Source organism: Nocardia speluncae NBRC 108251, from assembly GCF_001613245.1.
Taxonomy (GTDB): domain Bacteria; phylum Actinomycetota; class Actinomycetes; order Mycobacteriales; family Mycobacteriaceae; genus Nocardia; species Nocardia speluncae.
On sequence record NZ_BDBZ01000013.1, the window covers coordinates 82,681 to 101,544 of the forward strand.

17 protein-coding genes are annotated in these 18,864 nt (G+C 68.2%); 6 read left to right on the plus strand and 11 right to left on the minus strand.

What is annotated here, in order from left to right; all coding sequences use genetic code 11:
• Window positions 1-122 precede the first annotated feature (122 nt).
• On the plus strand, window positions 123-785 hold the full coding sequence (locus NS6_RS14560) for an O-methyltransferase (RefSeq protein ID WP_068041880.1): 663 nt from the start codon (window positions 123-125) through the stop codon (window positions 783-785).
• A gap of 20 nt (window positions 786-805) precedes the next feature.
• Here the strand turns inward: NS6_RS14560 and NS6_RS14565 are convergent, their stop codons facing one another.
• Together NS6_RS14565 and NS6_RS14570 are read right to left on the minus strand one after the other, a co-directional pair.
• Window positions 806-2,233, minus strand: a complete 1,428-nt coding sequence (locus NS6_RS14565; protein ID WP_068041882.1) for a DUF2252 domain-containing protein — start codon at window positions 2,231-2,233, stop codon at window positions 806-808.
• Window positions 2,234-2,515: 282 nt separating this feature from the next.
• Window positions 2,516-3,250 (minus strand): dienelactone hydrolase family protein, encoded by a 735-nt coding sequence (locus tag NS6_RS14570; protein ID WP_068042260.1) that lies wholly within the window; start codon window positions 3,248-3,250, stop codon window positions 2,516-2,518.
• Between the two features lie 271 nt (window positions 3,251-3,521).
• On the opposite strand from NS6_RS14570, the gene NS6_RS14575 reads away from it, so the two are divergent.
• Entirely contained in the window at window positions 3,522-5,576 is a 2,055-nt protein-coding gene (locus NS6_RS14575) for an MDR family MFS transporter (RefSeq protein ID WP_068042263.1), read from the plus strand.
• A 118-nt stretch (window positions 5,577-5,694) separates the two neighbouring features.
• Here NS6_RS14575 and NS6_RS14580 read toward each other — a convergent pair whose 3' ends face one another.
• From NS6_RS14580 to NS6_RS14595, 4 genes are all read right to left on the minus strand, one after another.
• A complete protein-coding gene (locus NS6_RS14580) occupies window positions 5,695-7,452 on the minus strand; it encodes an alpha/beta fold hydrolase (RefSeq protein WP_068041886.1) in 1,758 nt (585 codons plus the stop codon).
• A 71-nt stretch (window positions 7,453-7,523) separates the two neighbouring features.
• On the minus strand, window positions 7,524-8,078 hold the full coding sequence (locus tag NS6_RS14585; protein WP_068041888.1) for a TetR/AcrR family transcriptional regulator: 555 nt from the start codon (window positions 8,076-8,078) through the stop codon (window positions 7,524-7,526).
• Between the two features lie 61 nt (window positions 8,079-8,139).
• Window positions 8,140-9,408 (minus strand): sensor domain-containing diguanylate cyclase, encoded by a 1,269-nt coding sequence (locus NS6_RS14590; protein ID WP_068041891.1) that lies wholly within the window; start codon window positions 9,406-9,408, stop codon window positions 8,140-8,142.
• Window positions 9,409-9,436: 28 nt separating this feature from the next.
• Window positions 9,437-10,246: an SAM-dependent methyltransferase gene (locus NS6_RS14595; protein WP_068041894.1), complete on the minus strand. Its 810-nt coding sequence runs from the start codon at window positions 10,244-10,246 to the stop codon at window positions 9,437-9,439.
• 726 nt (window positions 10,247-10,972) lie between these two features.
• On the opposite strand from NS6_RS14595, the gene NS6_RS14600 reads away from it, so the two are divergent.
• On the plus strand, window positions 10,973-11,419 hold the full coding sequence (locus NS6_RS14600) for an NUDIX hydrolase (protein WP_068041897.1): 447 nt from the start codon (window positions 10,973-10,975) through the stop codon (window positions 11,417-11,419).
• Window positions 11,420-11,525: 106 nt separating this feature from the next.
• Here the strand turns inward: NS6_RS14600 and NS6_RS14605 are convergent, their stop codons facing one another.
• On the minus strand, window positions 11,526-12,545 hold the full coding sequence (locus NS6_RS14605; RefSeq protein ID WP_084471054.1) for a DMT family transporter: 1,020 nt from the start codon (window positions 12,543-12,545) through the stop codon (window positions 11,526-11,528).
• On the opposite strand from NS6_RS14605, the gene NS6_RS14610 reads away from it, so the two are divergent.
• Window positions 12,544-13,956 carry an aminotransferase-like domain-containing protein gene (locus NS6_RS14610; protein ID WP_068041902.1) on the plus strand — a complete coding sequence of 471 codons (1,413 nt, stop codon included), beginning with the start codon at window positions 12,544-12,546 and terminating at the stop codon, window positions 13,954-13,956. The two genes, NS6_RS14605 and NS6_RS14610, sit on opposite strands and share 2 nt — an antisense overlap.
• Before the next feature lie 51 nt (window positions 13,957-14,007).
• Here NS6_RS14610 and NS6_RS14615 read toward each other — a convergent pair whose 3' ends face one another.
• The 3 genes from NS6_RS14615 to NS6_RS14625 form a co-directional block, all read right to left on the minus strand.
• Window positions 14,008-14,541 carry a hypothetical protein gene (locus NS6_RS14615; protein WP_068041905.1) on the minus strand — a complete coding sequence of 178 codons (534 nt, stop codon included), beginning with the start codon at window positions 14,539-14,541 and terminating at the stop codon, window positions 14,008-14,010.
• A 137-nt stretch (window positions 14,542-14,678) separates the two neighbouring features.
• Window positions 14,679-15,719, minus strand: a complete 1,041-nt coding sequence (locus tag NS6_RS14620) for a flavin-containing monooxygenase (RefSeq protein WP_068041908.1) — start codon at window positions 15,717-15,719, stop codon at window positions 14,679-14,681.
• 141 nt (window positions 15,720-15,860) lie between these two features.
• Complete coding sequence (locus NS6_RS14625; RefSeq protein WP_068041910.1) at window positions 15,861-16,445, minus strand: peroxiredoxin-like family protein; 585 nt, start codon at window positions 16,443-16,445, stop codon at window positions 15,861-15,863.
• Between the two features lie 68 nt (window positions 16,446-16,513).
• Between NS6_RS14625 and NS6_RS14630 the strand changes: the two genes are divergently transcribed.
• A complete protein-coding gene (locus NS6_RS14630; RefSeq protein WP_068041912.1) occupies window positions 16,514-17,122 on the plus strand; it encodes a TetR/AcrR family transcriptional regulator in 609 nt (202 codons plus the stop codon).
• A 20-nt stretch (window positions 17,123-17,142) separates the two neighbouring features.
• Here NS6_RS14630 and NS6_RS14635 read toward each other — a convergent pair whose 3' ends face one another.
• Entirely contained in the window at window positions 17,143-17,370 is a 228-nt protein-coding gene (locus tag NS6_RS14635) for a FitA-like ribbon-helix-helix domain-containing protein (protein ID WP_068041915.1), read from the minus strand.
• Between the two features lie 272 nt (window positions 17,371-17,642).
• On the opposite strand from NS6_RS14635, the gene NS6_RS14640 reads away from it, so the two are divergent.
• A complete protein-coding gene (locus NS6_RS14640; protein ID WP_068041917.1) occupies window positions 17,643-18,815 on the plus strand; it encodes an aminoglycoside phosphotransferase family protein in 1,173 nt (390 codons plus the stop codon).
• Window positions 18,816-18,864: the final 49 nt, after the last annotated feature.

The following is an 18,864-nucleotide window of genomic DNA, read 5'->3' on the forward strand; positions in this document are numbered from 1 at the left end:
CCGGAATCGGGATATCGAGCGGTCCGGGCGTGCGGATAGCGGCCCAGCACAAGCCGACCGGGCTGAGTGCCTTTCCCTCGCGGTACTCGGCGTCGCGCGGTGACCGATGGCAGACTGTGGGGATGAGTACACCCGAGTGGGCGGACGTGGACCGGTACGTGGTGGACCATCTCGTGCGCGACGACGCGGGAAGCGCGACGCTGCGGGCTAACGCGGCGGCAGGACTGCCCTCGATCGACGTTTCCGAGGCCCAGGGGAAATTCCTCTACCTACTCGCCCGGTCGACCCGCGCCGGGCGGGTACTCGAAATCGGCACGCTGGGCGGATTCAGCACCCTGTGGCTGGCCCGCGCGGTCGGTGCGGGCGGGCGCGTGGTCACTCTCGAATACGAGCCACGGCACGCTCAGGTGGCACGGGAGAACCTGGATCGTGCCGGAGTCGGGGATATCGTCGATATCCGGATCGGTGCGGCCGTGGAATCGCTGCCCGTCCTGGCCGAGGAACAACCGGAACCCTTCGACCTGGTATTCATCGACGCCGACAAGGTGAACAACTCGAACTACGTGCGGTGGGCCCTGCGATTGAGCCGGCCCGGGGCGGTCATCGTCGTCGACAATGTGGTTCGTGGCGGGCGCCTCGCCGACGAGGCCTCCGACGACCCCGCCGTCCGCGCGAGCCGCGAACTGGTCGAACTCCTGGCCGAGGAACCCCGGCTGGACGGCACGGTCGTGCAGACAGTGGGCGCGAAGGGCTGGGACGGCTTCGCTTTCGCCGTGGTGAACTAGCGCGGCCACGGCCCGCACACCTACCCGCCGACGCGTGCGGCCGGGACGCGGCCCTCGGCTGTCGCCCGGATCAGGGCCGCGTGGTCGCGAGCGCTGAGGTCGGCGTATTCCTCGGCGAAAGCGGCCAGCGCATCGTCGAATTCATTGCTGCTGCCGAGATAGCCGGCGATGGCGAAACGGTCACCGCCGCGCGCGTGCGCTTGGGCGAGCACCCGCGCGCACAACCTGCCGTAGAGCGCCATCAGTTCGGGCGACATGGTCTCGATCTCCGCCGAACCCTTGCCGTCGCGGAGCTGGCGGACATAGAAATCCCGCGGCACCCCGTCGGAGTCCGGCCCGTGATGCCAGCCGAGGAAGATATCGCTGGTCGCCTGCATCAGCCGCTGCCCGGTCACCACCCTCTCCGCCTGGTTCTCGTACTCGGGTCCGTCGAGGTACCCGGCGAGCACCGACGGCTGCGCCTCTTTGGCCTGCAGGAACAGCGGGTCGCCGCCGGGACCGCGTAACAGGACTATCCAGCAGCGTGTCCCCACACTGCCCACACCCACGACCTTGCGGGCCGCGTGCACATAGTCGAACCGGTCCAGCAGGTAGTGGCGGTCGGGTTGCAGGGTGGCGCGGTAGTCGATCAGCCGTTTCATCATGGTGCGATGCACCTGCTCGGCGTCGGCACCGGTGAACAGTTCCTCCACCGGCACGATCAACGGTGGTGTGCTGACGATCCGCGGTTGCCCGTCGGCGCCGGTGGTGGTGAGTTTCGACAAGGCATGCGCACTGTCGCGGCCCCACGCTTTATCGATCGTCTTCGCGACCCGCTTGCGTGTCGATGCTTTGAGCACCTCGCGCACCTGCGCCATCTCCGACTCCGCCTCGATATGGGAGTACCAGACGGCGAGCTCGCCGCATCCGGCCAGGTGGTCCATGGTTTCGCGGTACTCGGTGGCGCAGGCCCTGGTGATGCGATGGCGCTGTTTGGTTTTGAAACCGTTGCCGCGGCCGGCGATGGCAAGACTCGCGACCAGCCGCCGGACATCCCACTCGAAAGGGCCCGGATAGGTTTCGTCGAAATCGTTGACATCGAAGGCGAGCCGGCGTTCCGGTGTCGCGAACAGGCCGAAGTTGCTCAGATGCGCATCCCCGCACAGTTGCGTGCGCAAGCCGGTGCTCGGGATGCGGGCCAGATCGTCGGCCATCACCAGCGCGGCGCCGCGGAAGAACGCGAACGGCGAGGTCGCCATCCTGGCGTAGCGCACGGGTACCAGTTCGGGTATGCGGGTGCCGGCCTGGGATTCGAGGAGGGCGAGCGGGTCGCGGTCGTCCACGGTTCCCACGCCTGCGAGCGCGTCGAAAGGTGTTCGCTCGCGCTGCCGGTTCCCGCACTCGACGCGTTGTGAGCGGTCCACCCGCCGGTCCGTCGCGGGCTCGGCACCTGCATGAGGTCGGGCCATGGGCGCACGGTAGACGCTGTGCGACCTGTATGTCGTCACCCGGCGAGGGTGAAACCACGGAACCGCGTGGCGGCCGGAGCCGCTTGCTGCCGTCGACAGTTCCGGCTTCCCGGGCACGTCTCGCAGGACTGTCCTCGGCGCGGTGGCGATCACGAGGCCGTCCCGGCCGGCTCCGGCCCGGGTGTCGACGGGCACCCGGGCACGCAGCGGCGCGGGCGCGTGCGGGCAGCAGACGGGGCGGAGCTCGTGAAATCTGCCGTGATCGAGGGGTCCGGCGACCGCCTACTGTTTCAAGGTGCGGTCGAACAGTTCCCGCAGCTCCCGGAAATGCCGCTCGGCGGCTTCCTCCTGGTAGGCGGCAGTATCGGACATCGTGTAGCCGTGCAGGGCGTTCGGGTAGACAGCGGTGCGGTGGTCGACTCCGGCGGCCGCCAGTGCGGCGTCGAACGCGGCGATCTGGCCGGGAGTGTTGGAACCGTCGTTGTCGGCGTGCCCGGCCAAGACTGCGGCCCGGATCCGAGGGACCTCGGTGTGCGGGCTGCCGGCCTCCTCGGTGACGATTCCACCCGTGTGGAACATTCCGATCGCGGCGATATCGTCCGGCCGGGACGCGGCCAGGTGCAGCGCGATACGGCCACCGAAACAGTATCCGGTCGCACCGATGGCGGTGCCGGACACACCGGGCAACCCGTGCAGGGTTTCCAGCCACACGTCACCGTCTGCCTGCAGAACATCTGGTGTGAGCCGGGCCATCCGCTCACCCACCCCGGAGGCGAAGAACGCGTCTCGGCTTGCCGGATCCCGCAGGTCGACGGTGGGGGCGAGGTCCGCGGCGCGCCCGTCCCGCCAGAAAACATGCGGCGCCAGCACCACATAGCCCCACGATGCGATCCGGTCCGCCATCCGCTCGATCTGCGGACGCAGACCGATCGCGTCCTGGAAGAGCAGAACCCCGGGTCCGGACTCACCGGATACGTAGCCTTCGGCACTGCCACCCGGAAATGCAATCTCGATCATCGTCACGCCCCGCGACCCTACCCGGCCGAGTGCGTGAGGTTCGAGGTCCCGGCCGCCGCACCGTCCCGGTGCGGACCGGTCCGGACGGGCGGTCGGATGCCGCCGGCTCGCCGGAGTCGTTCTGCGGCCGGCCAGGTCGAGCCAGGCCCCGGAGGGGTCGCCGCAATCGCGGGACCTGCGCTTCGGGGCGAGAGCGGGCCGGCGCACTGTGATGCGGCTCCCCGAGCGTGTCCCGCCGCTGATGCGCGGAGCCGTCACCGATACTCGGCGGATGACCGGCACCCGCGAGGTTCCCGATACGGCGCCGGCGCTCGATCGCCGCCGCCGAAACATCGTGTTCGTCACCATCGTGCTCGGGATGCTGATGGCCGCGCTCGATCAGACGATCGTCGCGACCACCCTGCCGACGATCGTCGCCGATCTCGGCAGCGCCGGACATATGGCGTGGCTGGTCACCGCGTATATGCTCGCCGAGGCCGTATCGACGGTGCTGGCCGGTAAATTCGGTGACCTCTTCGGTCGCAAACTCGTCTTCCAGATCAGCGCGGTGGTCTTCATCCTGGGTTCGGCACTCGCCGGTATCGCCCAGGACATGCTGACCTTGATCATCGCGCGGGGTATCCAGGGGGTCGGGGCCGGCGGCCTGATGGTGACCGCGATGGCGTTGATCGCCGATGTCATTCCGCTGCGGCAGCGCGGTAAGTATCAGGGCGCGATGGGCGCGGTATTCGGGGTCACCACCGTACTCGGGCCGACCCTGGGTGGCCTGTTCACCGATCACGCCAGCTGGCGGTGGTGCTTCTACATCAACGTTCCGGTGGCGGTGGTGATGATCGTGCTGGCCGCCCGGACGATTCCCGCGGTGCGCCCGGCCGTACGCCCGGTGATCGACTACCTCGGCATCGCGCTGGTCGCGCTCGGCGTGGCCGGATTGATCCTCGGCCTCGAATGGGGTGGTTCCGAATACGCCTGGGGTTCGGCGACGATCATCGGCCTGTTCGCCGGGTCGGTGGTGTTGCTGGCGGCGTTCGTCGTGGTGGAGACCAGGGTGCCCGAGCCGATGCTGCCGATGGATCTTTTCCGCAACCGCGTGTTCACGGTCTGCTCGATCCTCAGTTTCATCGTCGGTTTCGCAATGCTCGGTGCGATGACGTATCTGCCCACGTACCTGCAGTACGTAGATGGTGTCTCCGCTACCGAGTCCGGTTTGCGCACACTGCCGATGGTGGCCGGTCTGCTGATCACCTCGATCATCTCCGGGAATATCGTTTCGACCACCGGCCGGTACAAACCTTTCCCGATCGCGGGTACGGCAGTGATGGCGCTCGGCCTCTACCTGATGTCGACGATGGGACGCCACACCGGTATCTGGCTGGAATCGCTGTATATGCTGGTCCTCGGGCTGGGGATCGGTCTGTCGATGCAGGTGCTCACGATCGTCGTGCAGAACACCGTGCCGTACGCGCAGCTCGGTACCGCGACCTCCGGGGTGACCTTCTTCCGCACGGTGGGAAGTGCCTTCGGTACCGCGGTCTTCGGAACCCTCTACACCGGCAAACTCGATCCTTCCCTGGCCGCGGCGCTGGCCGAAACGGGTGTCGCCCCGGAGATCGCGCAGAGCCCGGCGGCCCTGCGGGAGTTGCCCGGCGACCTGGCGGCCCCGATCATCGAGGCTTATACGACTGCCATCGACACTGTGTTCCGCTGGGTGGTGCCGGTGGCTCTGGCCGGTTTCCTGGTGGCGTGGTTCCTGCGGGAGGTGCCGCTACGCGACAGCACCCGGGCGCGTGCCGCGGAACTGGGGGAGGGATTTTCGATGCCGGATTCCGGCGACCGGGCGGCCCAGCTGGAACACGCTGTCGCGCAGGTGTTGCGCCGGGATCAGCGCCGGATACCCGGCGTGCCGGGCGAGCGGAAACCCGCTCTGCCGGGTCCTTCGCTGTACGACCTGACAGGTGGCGAACTTCCCGAATCCGTCACCTGGGCGATCGGTGCGGTACATCTGCGGGCCCAGGTGCGTGGCGGGGCCACACTCGCCGGCATCGCGGACGACCATATGGTCCCGGTCGGTGTACTCGAGCCGGTCTATCGTGACGCCGCGCTCGCGGGATACGTGTGGGGCGAGGGGGATTCGCTACGCCTGACCGACACCGGGGAACAGTACGCCCAGTGCTTCCGGCGAGTCTGGCGCAGCTGGCTGGACGGTCGACTGGAGGACTGGTCCTTCGACGATCCCACCGACAAAGCCCTGCTCGACCGAGCACTGGACAAGATCGCCGGCGAACTGCTGGACGATCAGAGCAGTCGCCCCACATTCGCCGGCTGAGCGTGCCCCACCGCGCCCTGCGGTGGGGCACGCGCACGGCGTGGTGACTCGGCGGCCCGGCCGGGCAGACCCTCGGATTCCGGGAGCAAGGTGACGTGTAGTTCGAACCCGCGAAACGTCAGCTGGAGGCCGGGGCCGGGCGGCCGGATACGACCGTGTGGCCCTGGAAAAGGTTCCGGACGGTATCCAGGACCTCGGCCACCCGGTCCGGATGGGTGAGGTGGGGGTGGTGGCCCGCACCCTCGATCACTGTGGTCGGTAGGGATACCGGTATCTCGAGCGGGTCATGGGAGCCGGTGATGATATGCACCGGCACCGTGATCTGCGCGAGCAGGCGGCGAGCGGCCGCACGCTGCTCGTGCCGGCTCGCCGTTCGTAGTGCCGCGACGGCCCGCCGGGCTGCACCGGGGCGGCTCAGGTTCGCGCTTGCGCTGTCGATCGCAGGACCGGACGGCACACCCAGAGTGGCGGCGAGCGGTGCCGGGCCGAGGCGGCGCAGTACGAGGGCGGCGCCGGGGAACCGGGTCGTCCAGGACGCGCGGCTCTGCAGGAAAGCGGGTGCCACCAAGACTATTCCGGAGATGCGGTCGGGATGGGCGGCCGCGTAACGCAGGACCGGGAGGCAGCCGAGAGAATGCCCGATCAGTAGGGGACGAGTGGTCACCGAGGCCATGAGCCGGTCCGGCCGGAAGTGGACGGGGGAGCCGCCGGGCGCCGAGCGGCCGAGGCCGGGGAGGTCGGCGGTGTAGGTGGATGCGGTAGTCGCTGCGGTGACCGCGCGCCAGGCGTCGCTGTCGGTGGGGAGTCCGTGCAGCAGTACCAGATCCGGTGTCCGCCGATCGCCGCTCACCCAGAGGCCGTCGGCGAAGCCGTCGGCCGGATCCGCCTCGGCACTGCCGAATCGACTGCTCACCAGGTGGTCTGCCCAGTTTCGCAGGACTTCCCCGGCGGGCGGCATGGTGAGGCCCGCAGCCGCAGCCACCTCATCTGCGGCGGAGGTGTCGTAGCGGTCCTCGGCGAGGAACGCGAGGCGCTCCCGGTCGACCCCGGTGAGCCACCGTGGCAGGCGGGCCACCAGGCCGGTCGGAATCGTGAAACGGGGTGCGCGAACGCGCAGGTGCTCGGCGAGGATTCGCATCAGCTCCGGCAGGGGCGGGCTCGCGGGGTCGAGCACGGTGTAGGAGCGGCCCGCGGTATCCGGGTTGTCGGGGAGGGCGATGAGGAAATCGACGAAATAGTCGAGCTCGAGGATCGGCAGCAAGGTGCGGGCGTTGCCGGGGAGCGCGGGAAGCCTGCCGTACCAGAGGTCGCGGACGAGTTCGGCGAGGCCGATGTACTGCCCCGGGCCGACGACTGTGCTCGGGTTCGCGACCGTCAGTGCAGCTCCCGCTGCCGCGGCCCGTTCGCGCAGTATCGCGTCGGCCTCGAATTTCGACGCGCCGTAGCCGCCGACCGCGTAATCGTGTTCGGCCGAATCCGGCACGGTGACCCGGTATCCGGTGATGTGGACCAGCCGGCGCGGCGCGGGCAGGCTCGTGTACCAGTCGAGGATGTGCAGGGCGCCGTCGATGTTCACCGCCCGGGCGGGGCCGGCGTCGAGCCCGAAGCTGAATCGGGCCGCGCAGTTGTACACATCGCGTACCGCGGCGGTGTCCAGTCCGGCGACCTCGCCCAGGCCGGGGTCGGTGATATCGCAGTCGAGTACGGTCAGCCGCTCGCGCGCTACGCCGTGCTCGTCGAGCCAGCCGGTGAGTCGATCCGCGCTGCCGGGGCGTAGCGCGGCCGCGACCGTATGCCCGCGGTGCAGCAGCCGCGCGACAAGGGCGCGTCCGATGAAACCGGCCGCCCCGAAGATGACGGAATCGGGAGTGCTCATAACAAGTTCCTAACTAGACTGGTCTACATATTTTGTGGGTATGTGAATGCGCGGTGTGAGTTGCCGTGGATCTAGAGCAGGGTGCGGGCGACGCGCGCGGCCCGTTCGAGTGGTGTGCGGTCGCGATGTGTCTGCGCGAGCAGTAGTGCGCCTTCGATCATGGCGAGCAGGGAAACCGCCAGATCGTCGGCATTTTCGTAACCGGCCGCCCGGAGGCTGATACGCAAAGTCTCCGTCCACCGTTCGTAGACCTCGGCGCAAGCACGCTGGACCGTGTCGTTCGTGCCGGAGATCTCCAGTGCGACGGTTGCGACGGGGCAGCCGCATTCCCAGCCGGATGCCTCGAGCCGGTCGCCGAGCACGGTGATCAGATCGGTGACCGCGCCGGCCGGGTCGGTGAGATCGGCCTGCGCGAGCGCGGCATCGATGCTCCCGGAGGTCTGGGTGACGGCGGCCGCGACGAGTTCGTCCTTACCGCCCGGGAAATGGAAGTACAGGGAACCACGCGGAGTATCGCTGTCCGCCAGGATCTGGTTGAGGCCGGTGCCGAAGTAGCCGCGGCGTTCGATGGACGATCGCGTCGCCTCGATCATCCGCTGCTTGGTTTCGGCTCCTTTTGCGCCCATGCCTAGAAAGTAGACCGGTCTTCATAAAAAATCAACGCTTACAGTCCGAAGCGGTGCCCTGTCAGGAGCGGGAACGCGGGGTCTTGTTGCGGTACATGGCGGAATCGGCGGCCTGCATCGCCTCGTCGATCGCTGTCGGCGCATCCTCGAGATACACCGTGCCGATACTCGCACCGATACGGATCGTCCACTCCTGGATCTCCATCGGCACCGTGAGTGCAGTCTGCACATCCGCGCTGAGCATAGCCAGTTCGGCGGCTCCCGTGCACCGCTCGAGCACGGCGATGAATTCGTCACCGCCCAGGCGTGCCGCCAGCCCACCGGCCGCCGTAACGGTTTGCCGCAGACGGGCGCCGACGATCCGCAGCACCTCGTCACCGACGGCATGTCCCCACCGGTCGTTGACCTCCTTGAACCCGTCCAGGTCCAGATAGGCCATCCCGATCGGTGGCGTCGCCACCGCCAGCCGGTCGAAGAGATGGCCACGGTTGGGCAGGCCGGTGAGCTCATCGTGATTGGCGTCGTACCAGAGGCGGGCGGCGAGTTCCCGGCGTTCGGTGACATCGACTGCCACACCGATCAGGAAACGGACCCGGCCGCTGTGATCGCGCACCGCCGACATCGACAGATCGATCCCCGTGGACGTCCCGTCCGGACGTGGATGGTCCAGTTCCAGCCGGAACCGGTCGATACTGCCCGCCAGCAGCTGCGTCATCCGCTGGTAGGCGTCGCCGATATTGGCGTGACCCACCACCTCGGCTACCGCCCGGCCAGGCATCTCCGCGACCTCGATACCGAGCATGTCCGCGAACGCCGCATTCGCTTCGAGGACCTGCCCGTGGGTGTCGACCGTCCCGATTCCCACCGAGGCGCCCGCGAACACCGCCTCGAAACGTGCTTCGGAGAGCTCACGTCGCCGCTCGGCTTCCTGGGCGGACGCCAGTGCCGCGGCGAGCGTGGCCTCCTGCTCCGACAATGCCACCGAGCGCAGTGCTGCCGTGAACCCGGTCGCGAACTCGGCGGCCACGAGCAGCGAACGGTCGTGCACCACGTCGCCGGTGGACGGGTCTGTGATCTGGAGGTAGCGGGCCATATCCCCGCAGATCAGCGGGATCGTCCGGCCGGCCACGGCAGGGTCGCGGTAATTCGCCGCGACCAGGGCCTCCGCCGCGTACTTCCCGGCCTGGGGCCCGATGGTGCCGCGCAGGGCGGCGAGCAACTGTTCGACCTGTTCGGTCAGCAGTACCTCGATATGGTCGCGCGTCAGTGTCGGCGCCACCGCGCCGTCGAGCGCATCGGCCCAGCCGACCGCGAGATCCCGCGCGGTCACCCGAATCTCCTGCGCCGTACCCCCCTGGTCAGGACTTGCACCCCACACCGGCCAATCCCAGCGAACGGCCCGGTGCTTCGTGCCGATCGCGGTCCGATTCCGGCCGCCACATCGGCAGCTCGACCACTCCGGGTTCCACAAGCTCCCAGCTGTCGAACATTTCGGTGATCGCGGCGCGCGAACGGAACTGGATCCCCACCTGATTACCGTGCTGCGAGGATTTGTGCAGGGTAGCCGCGTCGTCGGGACGTAGCGCGGACGTCAGATGTGAGATGGCGATATAACTTCCGATGGGTACCGCATGCCGGAGAGCCGCTACCTTCGCCGCGGGCAGATCGTCGTCGGTGAGCAGATGCAGCACCGCGATGAGCAAGATCCCGACCGGTTGTTCCGGATCGATCAATCCGGTGTCGCGGACCCGCGCCAGTAGTTCTGCGGGTTCCCGCAGGTCGGCTTCGATGGCGCCGTAATTCTGTTCGCCCACCAGGATCGCCCGTGAATGGGCCACGGCCACCGGATCGATATCCACGTACAGCACCCGCGCCCCGGAATCGCACTCCCGGACGATCTCGTGCACGTTACCGGCGGTCGGGATACCCGAACCGATATCGAGGAATTGGGTGATGCCCGCATCGATCAGAAAGCGTACGGCCCGCCGCAGGAACGCGCGGTTGCTCAGCGCCAGCCGGGGCAGATCCGGCACCAGCCGGCTGCCGCGCAGGGCGGCGAGCCGATCGACTTCGAAGTTGTGCGAACCGCCCAGCAGCGCGTCGTACATACGCGCCGGGCTCGGCTGCATCATGTCCACACCCTCGGGTGCCCAGGCCGGCCTGTCCATCTCATCCCCTCTGCGCTCGATACCCGCCCCGGCCGTATCGTCCCTCGGCCGTGTCCGGGAAACCCCTGCGCTGCGCTACGGACCGCCCCGTGGTGCGGCGGACCGGTGTCCATCGGCCGAATTCTTGTCGCGGTCGTAAGGCACTCTGCGCATAATAGCCGGTACGGTGCCGTTCTCGTCGGCGGGAACGCGGCCGGTGGCCCGGATCGGAGCCGGTGCGAGAATGAAAAGCTCGCCCGGGTAACCGGTTCGGGGCCGGGGGCTCGGTGATCAATGCTCTGAAGCTGAGAATCCGATTCCGGCGGCTGGATGTCTCGCCGCCGTACGAAGCCGGCGCGACCGCCGGGTTCGGACTCGGTTCAGTGGTTTGCCGCACAGTATCGGAGGGGGCTGAAAGCGGTGTGTGTCACATTTTGTGCCGGGTGGATCGCCGAATCGCGCGGGGCCGGTGGCACGCGACGGGAGCTCCGTGGCGCAACCGTTGGGTGCGGGTCGCTGCATTTCGAAGTTCTTGTCCGGCAAGCACCTTCGGGCCGGTGAACGACTGGGCGGTCCGCAGGTGAATTCTTCGCTGAACGTCCTGCGTATGCCCGCCGGGGAAGTCCCGGCCCCGTCAAGGTCTCGTCAACCTGTGTTATCCGAAGGTCACAACACGGTAATATGGAATTGCTCGCCGAGGCGTGTACCAGGTGAGCCCCGCCGGATCGAAGGTTGGTGACACCACCCATGTCGGTATCGATGTTCGACGAAACCCTGCCACGCGGTGAACGAGACGGGGTCGGGCTGCGGGTCGGCGCAATCATCGATCGGGGTGGTGAGGTGCTGTTGCTGGAACTACCCAGCACCGGGCCGATTCGTCCCACTCGCAAGCTGCCCGGGGCCACTGTGGAGCCCGGTGAATCGGTGACCGGCGCCCTGATCCGCGGTGTAGAGGAAGAGACCGGGCTCACGGTCACCGATATCCGCCACCACGTCGGCGACTTCGAGTACCTTTCGCCCGCTGGTAAACCGGTGCGGCGCTTGCATTTCGAAGTCGAGGTCGAATCGCCGGGTCCTGTGGTGCTGAGCGCGCACGCGGGCTACGTCTGGGCACCTGTGGACGGTGACGACCTGTCGGTCACCTCCTCGGTCCAGAAGATTCTCGATACCTATCGGGAACTCGTCTACCCGTGATCGAATCCCGTGTGCCGTAACCCGGCCGGGCTGATCAGGTCAGGTTTCGCTGACCGTGCAGTAGTGGCTTATCTCGTGCACGTGCTGACCTCGGGGCGTACGCCGATCACGGACTCGACGTACGTGCCGCCTGCGCTTCCCCGGTGGATTCCGCCCGTGCGGTTCTCGGCCGGTACTCGCTGTGTGGCCGGCCGGAGACCGGAGACCGGCGCCCGCGTGTTCGTACTGCGCTTGCGGCGCAACCGATCACCGCGACAGCACCGAGTGCGGTAGCCCAGGTCGGTTCCTCGTTCAGTATCAACGCAGCCCAGCCGAGCGTGAAGATGGGCTGGGCCAGCTGAACCTGGCTGACCTGCGTCATCGGTCCGACCGCCAGGCCGCGGTACCAGGGCAGGAAGCCCAGGTACATGCTCACCAGGCCGAGGTAGGCGAAGGCGGCCCACTGTGCAGGCGAACCCGTCGGTGGCTGCTGGGCCACCGAGATGCCCGTGAGTACCACCATTACCGGTGCGGACAACACCAGTGCCCACGAAATGGTCTGCCAGGCACCCAGCTCACGGGCCAGCAGCCCGCCCTCGGCATAACCGCAGGCCGCCGCGATGACCGCGCCCAGTAGAAGTAGGTCCGACCAGTGCGGTCCGCCGAAATCGCCACCGCGGAACCCGGCGAATACCGCCGATGCCACCGCGCCGGCGGCCGCGGCGAGCCAGAATGCCCGCGGCGGCTGTTCATGGCCGCGCAGGACGGCCAGTGCGGCGGTCGCGGCCGGTAGCAGTGCGATCACAACGGCGCTGTGGCCGGCCGAGGCTTCGGTGAGTGCGAAGGACGTCAGCAGCGGAAATCCGGCGACGACGCCGCCGGCGACGACGCCCAGCCGGACCCACTGCCGGCCTCGTGGCCACCGCTGTTTTGTGAGCATCAGCGCACCCGCCGCCAGGATGCCGGCGACGACCGCGCGTCCGGCGGCGACGAAAAGTGCGGTGAAACCAGCGTCGGCTACGGCGACTTTGGTGAGTGGCATGGTGAACGAGAACGCCAGGACGCCGAGCAGGCCCCAGGCCGGGCCCACATATCGGGGCGATAGCGGTTCTGCGTCCGGGCCGGTAGCGCTACTATGATCTCTCATGTTTGACGATAGCAGCTCTCGGATCGCGGCGGATCTTCGTGACTGGATCGCCAAGGCCCCGCCCGGTGCGCAGTTGCCGTCCACTCGGGCGCTGGTGACCCGGTATGCCGCGGGCCCGGTTACGGTGCAGAAGGCGCTGCGCATCCTCACCACCCAGGGATTGGTCGAAAGCCGGCCCGGTGTAGGAACTTTCGTCCGCACAGTGCGTGATACCCGCGCGCACGACTACGGCTGGCAGACCGCGGCGCTGGGCACACCGCGCAACCCTTCCGGCCGGCGCTTCACCGCGTTGCAGACCGTCGCCAACGACCGGATCGCCCTGCATTCCGGCTATCCGGACCGGGAGCTGCTGCCCGAACGACTGGTGCGCGGTGCCTTCGCCCGCGCGGCCCGCAGCGACGCCACGGTCAACCGGCCGCCCAGCAGCGGTCTGCCGGATCTGCAGGCATGGTTCGCGACCGAACTGGCGGCGGTGACCCCCGCCGGTGTGATGGCGCCGGCTCCGAGTGATGTCGTGATCTTCCCGGGCAGTCAGAGTGGCCTCGGTACCGCCTTCCAGGCGCTGGTCGGTCCCGGCCGCCCCCTGCTGGTGGAATCACCCACGTACTGGGGCGCGATTCTCGCGGCGAACCGGGCCGGTGTGCAGGTGGTACCCGTGCCGAGCAGTGCCGAGGGGCCCCGGCCCGAGGACCTGGCACTGGCATTCGACCGGACGGGCGCTCGCGCGTTCTATGCCCAGCCGCATTTCGCGAACCCGACCGGAGCCCAGTGGCAGCCGGAACGTGCCGCGGGGGTACTCGAGGTGGTGCGCGCGCACGGGGCGTTCCTGATCGAGGACGACTGGGCACACGATTTCGGTATCGACACCGTCCCGATCCCGCTGGCCACCCGTGACGACGGCGGCCATGTCGTGTATCTGCGGTCGCTCACCAAAAGTGTTTCGCCGTCGGTCCGGATCGCCGCTGTCGTCGCCCGGGGCCCGGCGCGGGAGCGGATCCTGGCCGATGCCCGAGCGGAGTCGATGTATGTGAGTGGTCTGCTGCAGGCCGTCGCGCTCGATGTGGTCACCCAACCCGGCTGGCGCACACATACCCGCGGGCTGGGCCGCCGGCTCGCCACCCGCCGTGATCTGTTGATCTCCGCGGTGCGTGCGCACCTGCCGCAGGCCCGCCTGGATGTGGTGCCACGCGGCGGGCTGAATCTGTGGGTGCGGTTACCGGATCCCACCGATCTGACCCGGCTGGTCCGGGACTGCGAGGACGACGGGGTCGTGATCGCGCCCGGAGACGAATGGTTTCCCGCCGAACCCACGGGTGCTTATCTACGGCTCAACTATTCGGGCCCGAATCCGGGCGCGTTCCCCGAGGGCACGCGGATTATCTCCCGGGCGCTGGCACGGCAGGCGCAGTAGGCCGTGCGGGTACCGGTCGCGATGGGTTTCACGGCCGGTACCGGGCACCGATCAGTCGGGGAGAATCGAGATACTGCCCTGGCAGACCGCGGTCTGGGTGTTGAGCCACCACCAGCCGCCACCGGTCCGGGCGGTGACCGTGAAGGCTACGGTGCCGACGCCGGTCCAGGTGCGATTCACCGGAATGCCCGGCTTACCCTTCAGCATCTCTTCGTCGCTGACGCTGGTGCCCGATGCGCCGGTGGTCTCGTTGTGCCAGTCGACCTGCACCTGGGTGCCGTACGGCGTGGTGGTGGGAATCGGGAACAGGCTCGCGGGCGGGTTCGGCAGATCGTTGTCGCCGCTGAGCAGCAGCGCCGGTTCCAGTTCGCCGCCCGGTGGGCGGCTGGCCCCCGAACTCGCCCGGATATGCCAGGTGAACCCCGGCGCCCAGGCCAGCGGGTTCGCGCTGCCGCAGGTCATAACGGTCGACGACGGTGGCTGGGCAGCGGCGGTGCCGGCGCCGGCCGTGAGCAGGGCAGCGGCCGCGGTGACGGCGGTAGCCGGGGCGAGTGCTGCGGTGACGAGCTGACGTGCGCGAGGCATCTGGGCTCCCTGATCCGTAGAGGATTGTCGGTACTGCGCGTGGAAGACAATATCTACTCAGGTGTCGCGCTCGCGTGCGTTTCCGTTTCGCCCGGTGCGGCGTTTCCCGGGTTCGGGCCGTGCGCCGGCGACCCGGCTCAGCTGTATCGGGCGAGATGCCGGGCCAGATAACGGCTGTCGCGTCCTACACCGTGCAGAGTGCCGGAGAGGATGTTGCGCTGATACTCCAAGCCCAGGAAGGCCAGACCCGGGTGAGCAGCCGAGATGCCGTTCCGATGTGGCGGGAAGCCCGCGGCATCGGGTGGGCACAGTGCGCTCAGATGCGCCAGCGCCGGCCGGTATCCGGTGGCCAGGACGACGGTATCCACCACCTCGCTGCGACCGTCGGGCCAGTGCAGTACCCGTCCGTCGGCCCGGACGAACATCGGCCGGGCTGCCGGGTTGCCCTGCTCGAGCGTGTCGCGGTAGCCCTCGGTGTCCACGATGGGGATCGTGCCGCTGTGGAATAACCGGCCGATCGGCAATCGGGACGCCAGCGATATCGCCCGCCAGAATCGTGAGTCGGCCGGGATCGGGTCGTTCGTCGCATAGCGCAGGGGGGTTCGATGCGCCAGGACTACCCGCGCTTCGGCGGCGAGTTCGATGGCTATCTGGATGGCGGAGTTACCGGATCCGATTACGACGACCCGCTGCCCGGTGAACGGTTGCGGGCGACGGTACTCGGCGGCGTGCAACACCTCGCCGGTGTAGCCGGACAATCCGGGAATCTCCGGACGGTAGGGATTGGCGTAGCCACCGGTGGCCGAGACCACCACCGGAGCGGTGAATTCGGCACCGGTGGTGGTGCGCACCCGGAACGTTTCGCCGGACCTGTCTACAGTGGCGACCCCCTGCCCGGTGTGGATCCCGCCCGGTATCGCGGCCGCGCATTGCCGCAGATATGCGGCCACCTCATCACGCGTCGGGTACCTGTGCGGATCACCCGGAAAAGGCTTGCCCGGGAGCGCGTTCATATGGGCGGGGGTGAACAGTCGCAGGCTGTCGTAGTAGCACGGCCAGGATCCGGCGGTGTCCGAGCCGGCTTCGAGCACCACCGGGCGGAATCCGTGATCCGAAAGGGCCAGTGCCGCGGCTATCCCGGCTTGGCCTGCGCCGATAACAATAGCTGGGGTATCCATGATGGCCGTATCGTGACATTTCGGGCATCGGGCCGCCACGGATTTTTCGGCGGCCCGGGGATTCTTGCTCGCCGCCGTCGTTCAGCTCCGGATGTGAGCTTCGGCGAAGACCTTGCGGCAGGACGGGGTCGTCATGCTGGTTCATTCTTCCGGTGTTACGGGAATCGGGGTGGTGGTTCCGCTGTGGCGGGCGGCCACGGCGAGCAGTTCGCCTACGGACCACTGGTCGTCGGCGTAGGCGCCGTACTTCGCGGCGAGGACAGTGCCGTCTGGGTGGATCAGGAAATCGGCGGGTAGGCCCAGGCGCCCGCCTTCGGGCCGGGCGGGCGGAGCCGGGCGTTCGCCGCGCCGGCCGGGCAGTTCGCTACCGATCGCGCGGGCGATGGCCGTCCAGCCGCGCGGGTCCAGGAGTGCGCGGGCGGCGGTTTCGACGCCGAATTCGCGATACAGCACCCGGTCCGGATCGGCGACGACATCCAGCGGCAGGTCGTCGGTGTACTTGCGGAGTTCGCCGGCGCTCGAGTGGAAGACCACCACTTCCCGGATGCCGGCCGCCCGGATTTCCGGAAGTCGGGTGACCACCGATCGCAGGTGCAGATTGCAGACCGGGCAGCCGGCGAAACGGCGGAATTGCAGGTGAGTGAGGTGGCCGGGGTCGGGCAGAGGTATCGCTGCGCCGGTGGTGCTCGTCAGGGTGCGGGCGGATACGCCGTTGGCTGGCGACATCGGATCTCCTTAGGTGTACTTCGTACGCTTACAATCGAGTATGCGCATACCCCGTACGCTGTCAACCCGTGCCCAGGCCGCGTTCCCTCACCGATGAACAACTGGTTGCCGCCGCGCTGTCGGTGATCGACCGGGACGGTCTGCCCGGCCTGACCATGCGCGCGGTTGCCCGGGAACTGGGCATCGCCACCATGGGGTTGTACCGGTATGTCGCCGACCGGCAGGCACTGGAAGTCCTCGTCGTCGACCGCATCTTCGGCACGGTCGACCTCGCGCTGCCCGCGGTGAACTGGGCGGACCGGATCCGGATCCTGATGGAACGCCTACGGGCCGCGGCGGACGCGCATCCGGCCGCGGTACCGCTGGTCCTGCGCCACCGGCAGGCCGCGCCCGCCGCGCTGCTGCTGATCGAGACCATGCTCGCCGCGCTCACCGAGGGGGGATATACCGGAACCGGCCGGGTCGTCGCGCAGCGCACGCTGATCGGTTATCTGCTCGGATTCCTGCAGAACGAGCACTATGCGGCGTTGTCGGGGACGGGCACCGTCACGATGTCCGAGCTGGCCCCCGAGCGGTACCCGCACCTCTCCGATACCGCGGCCGACGCCCGCACGCTATCGGTCGCCGAGGAGTTCCGGCGCGGTCTCGATATCGTGCTGCGCGGGCTCGGGGGCTGATCGGGCCGGCCTCGCACCGTTCAGCGGGGATCGTCCGGATCGTCCGGAGTGCTGTCCTCGTCGTCACCGGGAGCGATATCGGGGCAGTCCCCGGCGAGAATGGCGCCCAACCGGGCTCTGGGCGGCATCACCGCTTCCTCCAGGATCGCCAGAATCTCTTCCTCCGGACTTCGGCCGTGGTCGACCGCACGAATCCGCAGGGCGCGGTACACCGCGTCCGGTACATGCCGAACAGATAGCGTCACCATGGAGCCGTCTTTCGTCGACAGTCGTCGGTGCCCCGATTATATTTCCCGCCCGGCCCGAAGCCGGGTTATCCGGCGTCTCGTTCCGGTATCGCCGCCCGCGGTGCGGCCCGTTCGCCGGCTCGCGGCGCCGGGTTACATAATCATCCGAAAATCCTTCCTGCACTAGGAATATGACGCAAGATCGAGGCCGGTCGATGCGATAGGAAATCTGGGCCGAATGGTCCGGTGCGGTGCGCGGCTGTCCATGCGCGCATCCGGAAAGTGAGGCGGAAATGAATCACAAACTCTGGTTGCTCGGGCGGCTCGCCGCGGTGGGCGGGCATATTCTCGGGGAGAAGATCACCCGGCACCGTGCCCGCACCATCGACGATGTCCCCGCGTCCGGGGCGGCGCTGACCACCGAATGGCTCACCGCAGTGCTGTGCCGGGACACCCCCGGTGCGGAAGTCGTCTCGTTCGAGATCGACGGTGGTAGCAGCGGCACCTCCACCCGGGTCGCCATCCGGGTGGAGTACAACGAGGCCGGGCAGGCCGCAGAATTGCCGCGGGCCCTGTTCGCGAAAACCACCACCTCGCTCAGCCAGCGCATCCTGCTGGGCGGCGGCAAGATGATCGACGGGGAGACCCGGTTCTTCCGGGATTTCCGTCCGGAACTCGAGATCCAGGCGCCGCTCGGCTATTGGGGCGCCTCCGATCCGGCGTCCTGGCGCTCGATCGCGCTGATGGAGGATATCGCCGTGACGCGGGGCGCGGTATTCAGCGAGCCCACCGAGCCGATCGGCCGGGCGGAGATGGAAGATCTGGTTCGCAACCTGGCCCGGTTGCACGGCACTTTCTGGGAGAGCCCGGCAATCGAACCGTTGAAGACGACGAACGAGGCGCTGGCCGCGTACCTGGCCGCAATCGATATGAAGACCCGTTGCTCCGTGGGGCTGGAGCGGGCTGCCGAGGTCGTACCCGACGAGTTGCACGGTCGGGCGGACCGGCTGTGGGCCGGGGTGGAACGGGCGGTGGACCTGGCAACGCGGGAACTTCCGCACACCCTGCTGCACGGGGACCCGCATATCGGTCAGACCTACCGCACCGCGGACGGCCGGATGGGATACGTCGACTGGCAGGTCGTAATGCGCGGCGGCTGGGGTCACGATTTCGCCTACACGGTGAACTCGGGCTGCGAGCCGGAAGACCGGCGCGCCTGGGCCGAGGATCTGCTGACGGCCTATCTCGACGAACTCGCTGCCGCCGGTGGTCGCGCGCCGTCCTTCGGCGATGCCTGGCTGATCTACCGGCAGCAATCGATGTTCGCGTACGCCGCGTGGGCGTTCACGATCGGCCGGGCCTCCTATCAACCCGAAATGCAACCGCAGGAGACCTGTTTGACGCTTATGCGCCGGATCACCACTGCGGTGCACGACAATCGATCGCTGGACGCGCTGGGGGTCTGACCGGTGAGCCGGGGCCGGGGTCGGCGGCCCGGTCCCGGTCAGCCGCATA